This is a genomic window from Acetobacter sp. DmW_043, from assembly GCF_002153485.1.
GTDB classification, from domain to species: domain Bacteria; phylum Pseudomonadota; class Alphaproteobacteria; order Acetobacterales; family Acetobacteraceae; genus Acetobacter; species Acetobacter thailandicus.
Genome location: NZ_JOMN01000032.1, coordinates 17,748 through 32,037 on the forward strand (window position 1 = coordinate 17,748; position 14,290 = coordinate 32,037).

Consider the following 14,290-nt stretch of genomic DNA (forward strand, 5'->3'; position numbering starts at 1 on the left):
TTATGTGCAAAAACGGGTATTGGGGTATGGCAGGTTGTTTCGTAATGCCTGACAACAGAATTATGTCAGCAATATAATCAGTATAAGTTTAAATACTGGCAAATCGCGTTTATTTATAAAATTTATATCAAGACGATGTCTTGCGATCGTGTTATAAACAGGATGTTAGTCGGGTTTGTGTATGAACGTGTCAGCGATATATCGATAAAATCGTGACCGTGAGGAACCTGACTTATTTAAGGAGAAATTTTTCGATGAAGTTTCGTCATTTTCTTTCAGCCGCTTCTGTCGTTGCTCTGATGGGTGCTGCTGCCCCTTCTTTCGCTCAGGAAGCTCCTCCTGCACCACCTTCTTCTTCTTCTGAAGTTCCTGCTAAAGGTGATGTGCCACCAGCTCCTCCTTCAGATTCCGCTTCTAAAAGTGGTGACGTTGCTAAGAAAGGTGCTCATCACGGCCAGCATCAGCATGATGGTAAAAAACACGGCCATCATGGTCATCACAAGCCAAAAGCAGCCGCTGATTCAACAGCAGCTGCTCAGTAAGCAAGTCTCTTTTCAGGAGGGAGTATAACTCCCCCCCTGAGCTCTGAGACTGAAACAGAACCCGGAGGTAACTCCGAGGTTCTGTTTTTTTATGTATCTGGCTCTTTTTTAATATTCAGGCGGTTGTCGGTACGCCGCGTGTTGTCGAATGCTCAAAGTGTAAAGCCTGGTCAGGGTGTACAATCGGGTGAATTGCATGTGTTGCCATGGCTGCTTCACTAAAGCTTTGCAAAATAAGTTTTAGCTTTCCTGGGTAACTCGCAATGTCGCCAATGGCAAAAATACCTGCGCGTGATGTTTCGCAGTCAGAGGGACGGACCGGAATAACAGAGCGTGCTGTTTGAATATCCCATGTGGCTATGGGCCCCAGGTCGGTGGCCAGGCCAAAGAAGGGCAGGAGAGTATCAGCCTCCAGTTTGCGGGTTGTGCCATCCAGATCAATGACTTCAACGGTACTGAGTTTACCGTTTTCTCCATGAAGGGCGTGGAGCTGATATGGGGTGATTTTTTCAATCTGTCCGGCAGCCACAGCACCATCAAGCAGTCGTAAACTTTCAGGCGCACCACGAAAACGGTCGCGACGATGTACAAGATACAGCTTTTTTGCATTATCTTTGAGTGCGAGTGCCCAGTCGAGTGCGGAATCCCCGCCTCCTGCAATCACAATATTACGGTTTGCAAAGTCAGCTTTTCGGCGGACATAATATTGCACCGAGCCAGTTTCTTCAAAGTGCTCCAGACCTTCAAGCGGTGGGCGGTTCGGGCCAAATGCACCGGCTCCGGCAGCAATAATAATGGCTTTTGCTTTAACGGTTGTACCTTTGTCAGTTTTGACAGAAAAGTCGCCCCGGTTGCCAGAAACGTCATCAACGCGATGCTTAAGCAGGCGCGGAATATTAAAGGGTGCAATTTGCTTTTCCAGCTGAGCGATCAGTTGAGAGGCTTCAATCGCCGGGCAGGCCGGAATGTCATAGATGGGCTTTTCAGGGTAAAGGGCGATACACTGACCACCAACTTCTGGCAGAACATCAATGAGCAGACAGTTCAGGCGTAGCATAGCGCACTGAAATGCGGCGAAGAGTCCGGCCGGACCTGCACCAATAATGACAACATCTGTTTCAACGGGCGTGTCGGCCATGATGTTAAAAAACCTTTCTGAGGTATGACTGACTGAATGAGGCAGGCCCATAAAATGGACGAGTGCTGTGCGGGCAGGCACATTAGCGGTTTTCACAAAAAAAGGGAGCCCCTGTGAGAAGGCTCCCCTTTCATAATATTTTTCGCAGAGATCAGATGATCAGGATTTAGCGAATTCTTTTTTCAGACCGGCATCCAGCGCATCAAGGAATGACTGTGTGTCGAGCCATGGGGTATCTTTGCCGACAAGCATCGCGAGATCTTTAGTCATTTTACCTGATTCGACGGTGTCGATGCAGACTTTCTCAAGTGTGCCGGCAAAATGTACAACATCGGGGGTATTATCAAAGCGACCGCGGTAAGCCAGTCCCCGTGTCCATGCAAAGATAGAGGCAATCGGGTTGGTGCTGGTTGCCTTGCCTTTCTGGTGCTCACGGTAGTGACGGGTCACCGTGCCATGTGCAGCTTCGGCTTCAACAACATCACCTGTCGGGCTGAGCAGAACAGAGGTCATAAGGCCCAGGCTGCCAAATCCCTGTGCTACGATGTCGCTTTCTACGTCACCGTCATAGTTTTTACAGGCCCATACATAGCCGCCGTTCCATTTCAGGGCACAGGCCACCATGTCGTCAATCAGGCGGTGTTCATAAGTCAGGCCGGCTTTTTCAAAATCTGCCCTGAATTCGCGCTCATAAACCTCCTGGAAAACATCCTTAAACATACCATCATAGGCTTTGAGGATGGTATTTTTGGTAGAGAGGTAAACGGGCAGGTTACGGTCTCTGCCGTAGGAGAGAGAGGCGCGGGCAAAGCCTTCGATTGATGCACGGGTGTTGTGCATGCCAAGGGTTACGCCTGGACCTTTAAAATCATGCACATCGAGGGTGATGCTTTCACCACCGTCAGCAGGAACGTAGTTCAGGGTAACTTTGCCAGGCCCCGGGATTTTGGTTTCTGCTGCGCGGTAAATATCACCATAAGCATGACGGCCGATGACAATTGGTTTTGTCCAGTGTGGTACAAGACGAGGGACGTTTGAGCAGACGATTGGCTCACGGAAGATTGTACCATCAAGAATGTTACGGATAGTGCCGTTGGGTGAACGGTACATACGTTTGAGGCCAAATTCTTCAACGCGGGCTTCATCAGGTGTAATGGTCGCGCATTTTACTGCGACGCCGTAGCGTTTTGTGGCTTCAGCTGCGTCGACTGTTACCTGGTCATCGGTTGCATCACGGTGTTCGATTCCCAGGTCGTAGTATTTCAGATCGACATCAAGATAGGGGAGAATCAGTTTTTCGCGAATAAAATGCCAGATAATGCGGGTCATTTCATCGCCGTCCATTTCTACGATGGGATTTTTTACCTTGATCTTTGCCATTGAAATAACACCAGTTCCGAAAAAAATGTGAGAATACGACACAGTGCCGGTTAACCGCCGGGCTGTGGGGTAAGCGTTCTGGTACGGACTTGTTTCTGACGAGATATGATATCTCTGGCTTTGTTACAGGTGCGATTTAAAATCACTTCGTGTAAAAGCCTGTCAGCAACAAACCTGCACAGCGCAGGTATATCTGTTCTGGAAAAGAGATTACAATATGGTCGGAGCCTTATGACAGCATCTTTACCTCGCGCACCTGCCCGGGCGCAGTCTTTCTCTGTCGTGCTTGCCATAGAGTTATGGGAGCGGTTTGGTTTTTATGGCATGCAGGGGATCCTGCTGCTTTATATGGTCCAGAGGCTGGGTTTTGGCGACAAACAGGCCAACCTGCTGTGGGGCACATTTGCAGCTATCACTTACGCAGCTCCGGCTGTCGGTGGCTGGCTTGGTGATGCCGTGCTGGGCTCTCGTCGCACCATGCTTATGGGGGGTATTGTGCTGACGCTGGGTTATGCCCTGCTGGGTTTTGACTTTGGCGGTCAGATGGCACTTTTCGCAGCATTATCAGTGATTGCGCTGGGTAATGGCCTGTTTAAAGCAAATGCCGCTAACCTTGTACGCCGCATTTACGAAGGCGATGATGCAAAGATCGACGTTGCTTTTACAATTTATTACATGAGCATCAATGTCGGTTCTACCTTCTCCCTTTTGCTGACACCCTGGCTGCAGCAGCGTTTTGGCTGGGGACCTCCTTTCTTTGTTTGCTCTGCTGGTCTGGCCTTTGGCGTGCTGAGCTATCTGCTGTTTCGTAGCCGGTTGCAGCATATTGGTTCGGCCCCTGACTTTGAGCCCGTAGCATGGGGTCGTATGGGTGCAGTGATTGGCGCTATGGTGGTTGCAGGCGCTGTTCTGCTGGCAGTGCTTGGCTCTCCCTCACTGGGCAGAGGCTGCGTCTGGCTGGCCGCTATTGTGACCCTTGGTATCTGGATTTATCTTTACGCTAAAGCGGAGGAGGCTTTCAGGCCCGGCTTAAGGCTTGCTTATCTGCTGATCGTACAGACGATGCTGTATTTCATTTTTTATCAGCAGATGGTCACTTCTCTTACATTGTTTGCGCTGCGTGATGTCAGCTCACAGTTTACCCTGTTCGGGCATACGCTGTTTTCTATGTCTGCGGGGCAGTTTCAGGCGCTGAATCCTTTGTGGATTATGGCAGCCAGTCCTGTTCTGTCATGGGTTTACGGCACGATAGAAAAACGTGGCTGGAATTTTCCTATTGCTGAAAAATTTATAGCCGGTTTTGCTCTTGTTGCTCTGGCTTTTCTGATCTGGTGGTGGAGTGCGGCAACAAGTACAACGCTGGTATCGCCATGGGTTATGTTCTGGGCTTACGGGGCTTTGTCAGTGGGTGAACTGCTGATCAGTGCGCTGGGGCTTGCTGTGGTTGCCCGGTATGTTCCTGCAAATGTTGGCGCATTTATGATGGGCAGCTATTGTGTGTCAAACGGTGTTGCTATGTATCTGGGAAGTATCATGGCAAACTATGCTGCCATTGGCGAGGGCGTTGCTGCCACAGATCTGGTCACGACGTTGCATGCTTATGCAGGTTTATTTCGTATATTGTTTTTTACAGCTGTAATCTGCACATTATTGTTTGTTATTTGCCTTCCCTTTACACGTAAGTGGGATGCACAGCATCGTGCTGCGCAGGAGCAGTCAGAAGCCTGAGAGAGCCCGGCTTTATGCGGTCAGTCCGGGCCGATGTTTAAAGTGGTGTGACCGGCCTGCCTCAGAAATATGGGGCTGGCCGGTCACTGCCCCTGGCCTGCGATATTCAGAGTGTGCACCTGCTGCAGAAGAACATCAGTGTTCTCTTGCAATCGTAATTGCTCTGATACAGTCACGACCACCGTATTTCATGGGGTCATTTATATAATCGAGCGAGAGCTTATTGCCACTTACCGGGCTGACCCAGACAACATGCTGCTGTGAGAGCTGGCGCTGATATATGGCATAGTCAGGATCATTCATAACACTGTTTGTTTCAGAAGGAGGTTCAGTCATTGCATTTGCAAATGAACGAAAGTTCCAGCACTGCGCAGACAGAGCAGCGATATCAAAGTAAATATTATTATTGTCTGACAGGCGTTTGACGGCGACAGAAATATGGGCAAGCTTAATAGAGTAAACTTTATTAATATAAACATACCTGTCAGTGTATGTATTGCTATTCTCTGAAATTTCTCGTTTTAATTTAATTTTAAATAAATCATTTAAATAATAAACATCATCATTTCCGGTGTAGTTGTAAAATTCGATAATTTTTTGTGTTAGTTTATCTTCTTCACTAATATTTTGTGCATAAGATGTTGTATGTCCTGTAAGCAGAGTAAAAAAGAATAATAGGACAATTTTATGTTTTGAAATTTCTATCATTAAAAATCCTTCTTTAAATTTTATAGAAATAACAAATATATTATAAAATATTTAATATATTTGAGAAAGAGAAGTTGTTTTTTTATGCCGCGATAATAAGAAAAGATATTTTATTTTTAACGATATGAAAAAAAGGAATTTTTTGTTGGACTGGTTTTATTTAATCGTAAGCGGTATTCTCGAAATAGGGTTTACAACCTGTTTACGTTTTACAAAAAGTCTGAGCGATATTGGCTGGTTTGCCGGGCTGTTAGTGTGCATGGTGACCAGCATCAGCCTTATACAGCTGGCAACGCGTAGTATCCCTATGGGTACAGCATATGCTGTCTGGACAGCCCTGGGGGCTGCAGGCACTGTTGTGTTCGGTATGATCGTTTTTCATGAGCCTGTTTCAGCCATGCGGCTGGTGTTCATCAGTGGTATTGTGCTGTGTGTTATCGGGCTTAAATTATGCGGCAATTAATACATCAGGCTGCTTAATAATTTTGTATCCCCTTCTGCGGAAATTTTGCGCAGAAGGGGAGATGGCTGCTACTTATTTATCTGAAGATTTTTTCTTTGAGGCCGGGTCGGGAAGAGGGGCGTCATCACGTCCTGAATAGCGGCTAAGAATCTGATCTACAGCTGCAGCAGCTTCCTGTGCTGCAGCGCTGGCAACATCACCCCAGTAATTATCAAGAGAGTGGGCATCAATGTCGTGCAGCTGCGTTGCTGCTCCGGCTTCTTTGCCATTCTTATCTAAAACCTGCCAGACAATTTCAATGTGCTGCTGTGGGTGGCTGGTGGTGCCGGCAGGAGCATTGGTCAGGGTAACATGGCAGTTTACGGTGAAGTCAACATCAGCGGGGTTGTTTTGCAGGACATCAGGGGTGTTGTGAAAATAGGTTACAAAAGCCCGTGCCAGTGAGATGTTGCCATCCCCCGGAGCACCCTTCACACCAGAGAAATAAACGCGTGCGGGTCTGTGTTTCAGGCTGTTGGGGTCTTTATTCATCTGGTCTGCCTGGATACCGCTTAGCACAGCAGAAACGCGCGGAGCAGCGTCGCTGGCAACCTGCTTTAAAAGTTCAGGGGTGGCTTCGTTCCACATTTCTTCAGGAATGGGCACGCCTTCCTGTGTTGCCCGCACGGTGTTTTGCGGTGTCATGACAGTGTAGAGCGGCACAATCATATCGTTACGCTGCTCAGTCGTGACCTTAAGCCACCAGTCCCCTTTTCTGGCAGGCTGTGCAATTGCAGGGATAGTCTGCTGAAGGAGCGCTTCAGCGATATCCTGCGATAGCAGTGCTGAGTTAGCCGGAGAAAGATCTGTGTGTTCTGGCTGAGGTACATCAAGACGCGAGGGCGGCGCGTTAGCTGCAAGCTGTCGTGCCTTTGCACCTGGGTCTGAAAAAGGGCGGGGTACATGCATACAGCCACCGAGCATCAGAAGGGCAGACAAAGGGAGAAGAGTTGTCTGACGTAAAGTGAAGAGCATTATGCGCGCGCTCCTGGTGAGATAACAGAAAGCTGATGCCCCAGCGGGCCATTGCCAGTCAGCGTGCGGCGACGATGGCTGAAAAATTGTTTTTCATTAGAAAATGTATCAACGCCGAGCAGAGAAGCATGTTGTACACCTGCTCTTTTAAGTCTGAAAAGGCACCATCCGCCTAAGTCGAACTGATAATGGCCGGTTCGTTTCCCTGGTATAAAAAAGCGTGCGGCGTCAGGGTCGCTCTTTGTTATCTCAGAATGCATGTCTTCACCGGTTTCGTAGCTGCTCTGGGCGATGCAGGGGCCGACGGTAGCATGAATTCCGGCAACAGGCGCTCCTTCGTGCTCCATGACGTCAAGAGTAGCTTCGATCACGCCAGCCAGAGCGCCGCGCCAGCCTGCATGAGCCGCTCCGACAAGCTGCCCGTCAGCAGAAGCAAATAATACCGGTGCGCAGTCAGCGGTAATAGTGCCCAGTGCAATAGCCGGATTGCGTGTTACCATGGCATCAGCTTCTTCCAGCTGGCCGGAGGGGAGTGGTTCAGTGACAGTGATAACCCGTTTTCCGTGTACCTGAGACAGGCTTGTCAGCCCGTTTTCAGGCACTTTGATCCAGTCAGCAATGCGGCGTCTGTTTTCACGCAGGTGTGCGGGGGTATCTTCAGAGCGTACAGAGCAGTTCAGGCTGGCATAAGGTCCGGTTGAAACACCTCCTTCACGGGTGAAAAAACCGTGACGGGCCTGTTTAAGGAGCGTGCTGGTGAGAGGTGAAAGTGCCTGCTGAGGCAGTGAGGCGGCAGATGTCATGCAGCCGGTCCTTTCGTAAAACCAGGAGGGGGACTCATGCCCACAGAGGTGAGAGCAAGAACTTTGAAAAGATGCCCCATTTTTTCAGGGGCTGCCAGTCGTGCTGTAGCGTGGTGTAAGTTCTGCGCATCGGCCGGGCTGGCATGAGCGGCCAGCTGTTCAGTGCGTTCCATCAGCCCCAGTGTGCGCAAAAAAGTACCTTGTGTTACGGCCCCCCATGTTTGCGCCCCTGACTGCCGTGCCGCAGTAGCGAAGGCAAGAAAGTCAACATGGGTTGTCAGGTCAGCCTCTCCCGCTGCTTTGAGTGGATGCGCCGGCCGGGCGTGGCGCAGCGCCTGAAGAGAATCTCCGGTTAGCTGTGAAAAATGCCCGTAATCAATAAATAAGGCAGCCCCGGCATGACGGGTCATACGCAGGCCGAGAAGCCGGGCAATATCTAATGCAGGCTCGCAGAGTTCGACGACCGTGCTGTCTTCAAAGGTACGTTTATCCGGTAGTTGGGGAGGGGGGCAGCTGACAGAGATAAAGTTCTCACCGGTGACGTAATGCTCGTGCCAGCCTTGTGCCGGTGTATGTACAAACTGCCGTACAGGCAAAGCATCAAGAAACTCGTTAGCCAGCAGAATAAAAGGCTGCTCAGGCAGTTCTGTCAGGCTGTCATGCCATGTGGGGCTGGTGTAAGGTCGCAAGGCATCTGCCTGTGCGGCACGCATAAGAGGAGATGTTTCTATCAGACGGACGTCAGCTGCACGTGCCATGTCAGGGGCTACGCGGGTTATCAGGCGCAGGGCGTCTGCCATTAATGTACCCCGGCCGGGTCCTGCTTCTGCCAGAATAATGGGTGAGGGGCGTCCCATATTATACCAGACTGCCACAGCCCAGGCGCCAAGAAGCTCCCCAAAAATCTGAGAGATTTCAGGGGAGGTTACAAAATCTGATAAAAGAGGATGCGTCGCGTAATAATGGGCGTTGGCACGGGCCATAAAAACATCAAGCCTTTCAGCCCCGGGAGGCAGAGCTGAAAGATTTTTGAGAGGGTCAGTTTTTAGCGGTGTCTTGGGCATTATCACGGGTATCAGGCAAACCGGCATAAGGTGGAGCAAACCAGGCACGGGCCATCAGAGTGATACCGATAATGATCATTGGTACACACAGAACCTGCCCCATTGTGATTCCTCCAGGTAAAAAACCAAGAAAAGAATCAGGTTCGCGAAAAAATTCGCAAAAGCTGCGGGCAACACCATAACCTGTCAGAAAGAGGCCGCCAAGCATGCCGGCATGTTCTCTGATTTTGTGGCTGCGTGATGCTGTATACATGACCAGAAAGAGCAGCAGGCCTTCGGTCAGAGCTTCGTAGAGCTGAGAGGGGTGACGAGGGACATCGCCGCCGCCGGGGAAAATCATTGCCCAGGGTACTGATGTCGAGGCTTCGCGCCCCCAGAGCTCCCCATTAATAAAGTTGGCGATACGCCCCAGACCCAGCCCGATAGGAATGGCAACGGTTATTCTGTCAGAAAAGGCAAAAAAGTTAATTTTTTGCTGTCTGGCATAAAAAAACATGGCCAGAATAACACCCACAACACCGCCATGAAATGACATGCCACCATGCCAGACCTCGAAGATAGAGAGCGGATGGCTTAAATAATATCCTGACTGATAAAACAGGATATAACCGAGACGCCCCCCCAGTACGACACCAAGTGCGCCCCAGCCAAAAAAGTCATCAACCTGTTCGACTGATGAGGCCCGTGGCGTAAGAGGAACAAGCCTGCGAACAAGAAACAGAGCAAGGAGTAAACCGACTATGTAAGAAAGAGCGTACCAGCGAATGGGAAACGGTCCAATATTTACCAGTACCGGGTCAATCTGAGGGAAAAGAATAACAGGCAGCATGCGGGAGTATATCCGGTTAAAGCCAGAAGAAAAAAGCAGAGGGAAAAGTTATTGGTTATAAGATAGTCCTGTATATACCGGCTTTCTCTATCTTCAAGCATGATGAGAGATTTTGTATAGTTATGTTTGTATAGTTACGGCGGAAGACGAAAGTCTGTGAAATGGTCACCGGAGGAGGTGGTCAGCGTGGTGCGAGTATAAAGCGCAGTAACACGCTCTCCAGGAGACTAATTTTTATAATTTATTCATGTAATTCTTAGCAAATCTCACTCTGAGCATCTCATGAGAGATTCTACTCCCGGTGTAATATCCTGAAGAAGATCTCCTTCAGGCTGCTGGGTTTTTGAAACGATTTTTATATTTTCTGATGCTGCAATCTGTTCCTTTGCGGTTTGAACAGCAGCACATCCTTTGTTACGCCAGTGAAGTGTGCGCTTGTCACCCAGGGCTGCCAGCCCTGCCATTGCAAGGTCATGGAGGAGTGCTGAGGCCTGAAGTCCGTCTTTCAAAGCCGGATAGCGGGCTGCGGCCTTTATAAACCGGGCATTATTACCCGACCAGAGCTGCAGATCAGTAATCAGTGAGTCTCTGAGTTCTATCTGCCCATCCATGAACGCTGCTGCCCGCTTGTTAAAGCTTTCTGCCTGCGGCGAGTCAGGGCTGGCAATATCGGCAAGGGTATTTAGTTGCTGTTCGGTTGCTGTCTGTTTATGGCGAATTTGCAGAAATTCGTGGTTGTGAGCATAATTTCTCACCGGGCTGGTGACGCTAAGGAGTACCCTGACGCTTTTTTCCTTTCCTGGTGCAAGCTGAGTAATGCGTTTTTCAGTGCTTTCATCGCTTTGAATGCCAAGAGTTTCCAGCCTGTTCTGGGTCACACCTAAACGGGCAGACAGGGTATCCGGCTGGCAGTTTTCAGGCTGCGACCAGAAACGTTCAGCAATTGCTGCAAGTCGTGGCCACAGGCGGGCATCCAGCATGTCTTCAGAGACAATTTCAGTCCATAAAGCCGCTTCACCCCCGAGCACGAGTTTCTTCTGGGCTTCTGAAAGAGGCTGGGTATCTGTCGGCTTACTTTGCGTTGTGATTGTACCTCCTGGACCACTGGTACGAGCCGCGGCTTCTGCCTCAGAAGTGTTCTGAGGTGAGGCCAGAGGGTCATCCTGATAATGCTGAGCAGAAGGCAGGAGGCGGTCGAGATAATAACGCTCTGAAAGAATAACAGGGTGGCCGTCTGCCGTCGCTTCTGCAGTGTGCGCTGCGCCACGCCAGATTTCAACAACAGTGCGTTGCGGGATAGATGCTGCTGTAATTTCGTCCCATCCGATCGCTGTCTTGTGGTCTTTACTCAGCATATCGACAGCTTTGGTGGTGAATTCTGCCTGGAGTTCTGCCGGGCCATTTAGCTTGTGTTGTTTTATATAGGCTGAAATTGCGGGCGATTCAGTCCATTGTTTTGCGACAACTTCATCCCCGCCAATGTGGAAGTAGGCATCGGGGAAAAGGGTTGCCATTTCGCCATAAAGCTTTGAAATGAATTCGTATGTTTCAGGTTTTGTCGGGTCGAGGGCTGCCCGGTTCCGTTCTGCCCGGTCAGTCATGTTGAGCGGGGCCTGAGCGGCATAAAGCGGATAAGCTTCAAGCAGAGCAAAGCTGTGGCCGGGTGTATCAAATTCCGGAACGATACGAATGCCACGCTCGGCAGCGTAGTGGATAAGGACGCGGACCTCGTCCTGTGTATAATATTGTCCGTGTGAGGATATGCTTTGCAGGCGCGGGAAAAGCTTACTTTCGACACGGAAACCCTGGCCATCTGATAAATGAAGGTGCAGCACGTTGAGCTTAACCATTTCCATGGCATCAATCTGCCGTTTGATGGTGGACAGGCTCATAAAATGACGGCTGACATCGAGCATCAGGCCACGCCACCTGAAGCGCGGAGCATCTGTCATGGTTGCCGGTTGCAGCACTGGCCCGGCTGAGGTCTGGCTGACCAGCTGGAGCAGTGAGGTGAGGCCATGCAGAATGCCAGCGGCGCTTTGTGCTGAAATTTCAGCTCTGGCCGGGCTGACTTTGAGGGAATAAGCTTCGTTCATGCCGAGGGAAGGGAAGAAATCTCCTTTCTCCGGGCATGAGATAACAAGAGCAAAGTTATGTGTTTTTTGAGCCGCCCCTGAGAATGAAATTTTGGTGCCGGAGAGCATTTCAAGTCGTGTATGAAAGCGTGCAACTGCGGCTGTCAGCACAGGTGTTTTTTGCCCGTGCCATATAAGCTGAATATGCTGTGGCAGAGCAATGGGCTGCGTTTGTGTGATTTGTAATGTCGTGGGGTGAGGCAGAACGACCGGAGGGGCAGGGGTGTCGGCGGCAAAGCCTCTTTGCGGCTGAGCGCACAATATTATGCTGACACAGGGTGCGATCATATAAAGCTGACGTAAACGCAGTTTCAACGGGTTACTCTCCGCCAGTAAGAAGTGTGTCAGATGTATCGGGTGCTATGACCCAACCCCTGTGTGCTCTGTGCCTATGTTACACAAAAAATAGCACGGAGGTAACCAAGTGTCACAGTGACCTGGAGAGGGGGCACCCTGTTTCGTCGGACGAGGGTCTGAAGACGGTGGATATGTTTGCTCAGGGCTTATAATGTCTGAGCAGGTTAGACAAAGGGCTGATACCCGCCTGGAGAGCGAATTTTTTACTCTGTTATTAAAGCGCTGTCAGATTAAGTGGGTTATAATAGCTGCTGAGTTGTAAAAGTTTAAATGTGTATCTGTATCTAACGTCTACGTAGAAAAAGAAATCCATGACTCTCTCCTCAGATAAAACACTCCGTCTTCTTTTTCCTCAATGGCAGGGTGGTAATAACCCTCCTTATTTTTTTGGTGCTCAGCTTCTAAGCTGGCTTGCACCAGTCACAAATGGACCGGTTGAAGAAGTACCTGTTAAGGCACCGACGGAGAAACCTTTATCTGAAGAAAATGGAATAGTAGGGCGCCAGGTATTACTTGAGCAGCTTCATACTGCACGCGGTCTGATTGATAAGCACAACCCTGATCGTCTGGTCGTTCTGGGAGGGGATTGCCTGGTAGATCTTGCCCCGTTTGCTTATCTTAGTGAGCGTTACAAGGATGAACTGGCCGTACTGTGGGTTGATACACACCCGGACATTATGACACCAGAACACTTTAATCATGCCCACGCCATGGTTCTTGGAAATTTGCTGGGGCTGGGGGATGCAGATTTCACACAAGCTGTGGCTTACCCTGTTAAGCCAGAGAATGTTTTATTTGCCGGACTACATGACCCGACTGAGTGGGAGGCCGGTGAAATTAAACGTCTGGGCCTGAAAAATGCAGGGCCTGAAGAGCTGGCGCAAAAGGGAAGTAAACCTGTTCTGGACTGGTTCAGATCAACAGGAGCAAAGTATTTAGCTATTCATTTAGATCTCGATGTTTTCAATCCACGTTTTTTTCATTCTGTGCTTTTTGCTCAGCCCAATGTGCCGCCTGATACCTTTAAGGGTATCGCGCAGGGGGAAGTATCAATGGCGCAGGTGATACAACTACTGAATGATATATCAGAAATAGCTGATGTGGTTGGTTTGGGTATTGCTGAACATATGCCGTGGGATGCTCTGGCGCTAAAAAATATGCTCGCACGTCTTCCTTTAATTGGTCGCACAAAATTATAATAACCAAGATCTCCAGCTATTTTATTTAGGTTTATTTTTTAATGTGAGAGGTTTTTCTCGGGAGGAGAGAATTTATACGCTGTATTTATAAGATACAGCCATGAGATTTAATTTTTTATTGTCGTTTCAAAATGCATTTCTGTTTTCTTCATGGCTGCCAGTTGAGAACATACTCTCGATAAAGGGAATTATAATAAACCCTTTTTATTAAGGCGTTACTTATCTTCTCCGGCGGCCTTCCTCCTCTCCTGGTCACGCAGAGCTGTAAAATCCGGCGCCATGCGCTCAAGGCCAGGTACAGGGGCTGGCATGGGAGGTTTACGGGCCTGAAAAGGACGATACCCCATAAGTGGATAGGTCGTGCGGTCCATTTGTACACTCAGCTCATAATTATGTTCTGTTTCTCCTGGTAATACCGGCGCCAGAGATTTTGCGCTGGCAAAGTCAAAAAGGTTTTGCTCTTTTGTGGGTTCAATAGGCGGTTTGAGGATACCAGCAACAATGTCATCACGCCTCTGACAATACTCTCTGAAGAATGCATCAGTTTCTGCCAGACCTGGCCGGTTTTTCTCTACAGCAGTGATAAAATCATCCATCAGAGAGACCAGTAGCGGGTAATGACGCGGCTTGATCAGCCCGCGTCCCAGCAAAATCTGAATCATCTCTCCCATAGCCCGGCTGACATCATCAGAATCACGCACATCTCCTGATCCGGCAAGATATTTGAGAGTGCCAAGGTAAGAGCGGTCAAGTGGTATTGGTATGCGCCGTGCCTGAACCTCCTGGCGCAGCCAGAGCAGGAAATAGACCATACGCCCGTATGGGTCGTTATTACTGGCTGGTTTATCGTGCCACAGATCGAGCAGGAAGGTGGAGGGTTCGAAGAACCGTTGGTTGATGCGCTTGGTTCGTGATTTCAGGCTTTTGGCG

The 14,290-nt window shown here is 49.4% G+C and carries 13 protein-coding genes; 4 read left to right on the forward strand and 9 right to left on the reverse strand.

The genetic code is table 11. The annotated features are described in order from the left end of the window. Positions 1-254 precede the first annotated feature (254 nt). A complete protein-coding gene (locus tag HK11_RS09420) occupies positions 255-542 on the forward strand; it encodes a hypothetical protein (protein WP_086555099.1) in 288 nt (95 codons plus the stop codon). Positions 543-657: 115 nt separating this feature from the next. Here the strand turns inward: HK11_RS09420 and HK11_RS09425 are convergent, their stop codons facing one another. Together HK11_RS09425 and HK11_RS09430 are read right to left on the reverse strand one after the other, a co-directional pair. Next, positions 658-1,680: an NAD(P)/FAD-dependent oxidoreductase gene (locus HK11_RS09425; protein ID WP_086555110.1), complete on the reverse strand. Its 1,023-nt coding sequence runs from the start codon at positions 1,678-1,680 to the stop codon at positions 658-660. A gap of 159 nt (positions 1,681-1,839) precedes the next feature. Continuing rightward, entirely contained in the window at positions 1,840-3,060 is a 1,221-nt protein-coding gene (locus tag HK11_RS09430; RefSeq protein ID WP_086555100.1) for an NADP-dependent isocitrate dehydrogenase, read from the reverse strand. 231 nt (positions 3,061-3,291) lie between these two features. Here HK11_RS09430 and HK11_RS09435 point away from each other — a divergent pair, with 231 nt between their 5' ends. Beyond that, on the forward strand, positions 3,292-4,788 hold the full coding sequence (locus HK11_RS09435) for a peptide MFS transporter (protein ID WP_086555111.1): 1,497 nt from the start codon (positions 3,292-3,294) through the stop codon (positions 4,786-4,788). A gap of 135 nt (positions 4,789-4,923) precedes the next feature. Here HK11_RS09435 and HK11_RS09440 read toward each other — a convergent pair whose 3' ends face one another. Further along, a complete protein-coding gene (locus HK11_RS09440) occupies positions 4,924-5,496 on the reverse strand; it encodes a hypothetical protein (RefSeq protein WP_086555101.1) in 573 nt (190 codons plus the stop codon). Between the two features lie 145 nt (positions 5,497-5,641). Here HK11_RS09440 and HK11_RS09445 point away from each other — a divergent pair, with 145 nt between their 5' ends. Next, a complete protein-coding gene (locus HK11_RS09445) occupies positions 5,642-5,959 on the forward strand; it encodes a multidrug efflux SMR transporter (RefSeq protein WP_086555112.1) in 318 nt (105 codons plus the stop codon). A 72-nt stretch (positions 5,960-6,031) separates the two neighbouring features. Here HK11_RS09445 and HK11_RS09450 read toward each other — a convergent pair whose 3' ends face one another. From HK11_RS09450 to HK11_RS09470, 5 genes are all read right to left on the reverse strand, one after another. Continuing rightward, complete coding sequence (locus HK11_RS09450) at positions 6,032-6,973, reverse strand: hypothetical protein (RefSeq protein WP_086555102.1); 942 nt, start codon at positions 6,971-6,973, stop codon at positions 6,032-6,034. After that, a complete protein-coding gene (gene pgeF / locus HK11_RS09455) occupies positions 6,973-7,776 on the reverse strand; it encodes a peptidoglycan editing factor PgeF (RefSeq protein ID WP_086555103.1) in 804 nt (267 codons plus the stop codon). Before pgeF ends, HK11_RS09450 begins: the two co-directional genes overlap by 1 nt. Further along, a complete protein-coding gene (locus tag HK11_RS09460; RefSeq protein WP_086555104.1) occupies positions 7,773-8,840 on the reverse strand; it encodes a class I SAM-dependent methyltransferase in 1,068 nt (355 codons plus the stop codon). The genes pgeF and HK11_RS09460 overlap by 4 nt, the downstream gene beginning before the upstream one ends. After that, positions 8,815-9,669: a prolipoprotein diacylglyceryl transferase gene (gene lgt, locus HK11_RS09465; RefSeq protein ID WP_086555105.1), complete on the reverse strand. Its 855-nt coding sequence runs from the start codon at positions 9,667-9,669 to the stop codon at positions 8,815-8,817. Before lgt ends, HK11_RS09460 begins: the two co-directional genes overlap by 26 nt. Before the next feature lie 266 nt (positions 9,670-9,935). Further along, complete coding sequence (locus HK11_RS09470; RefSeq protein ID WP_086555106.1) at positions 9,936-12,119, reverse strand: beta-N-acetylhexosaminidase; 2,184 nt, start codon at positions 12,117-12,119, stop codon at positions 9,936-9,938. A gap of 353 nt (positions 12,120-12,472) precedes the next feature. Here HK11_RS09470 and HK11_RS09475 point away from each other — a divergent pair, with 353 nt between their 5' ends. Next, positions 12,473-13,360 carry an arginase family protein gene (locus HK11_RS09475; protein ID WP_086555107.1) on the forward strand — a complete coding sequence of 296 codons (888 nt, stop codon included), beginning with the start codon at positions 12,473-12,475 and terminating at the stop codon, positions 13,358-13,360. Positions 13,361-13,575: 215 nt separating this feature from the next. Here HK11_RS09475 and HK11_RS12355 read toward each other — a convergent pair. Then, positions 13,576-14,290: hypothetical protein (locus tag HK11_RS12355; protein ID WP_158092811.1), on the reverse strand; the 715-nt coding region annotated here is incomplete at its 5' end.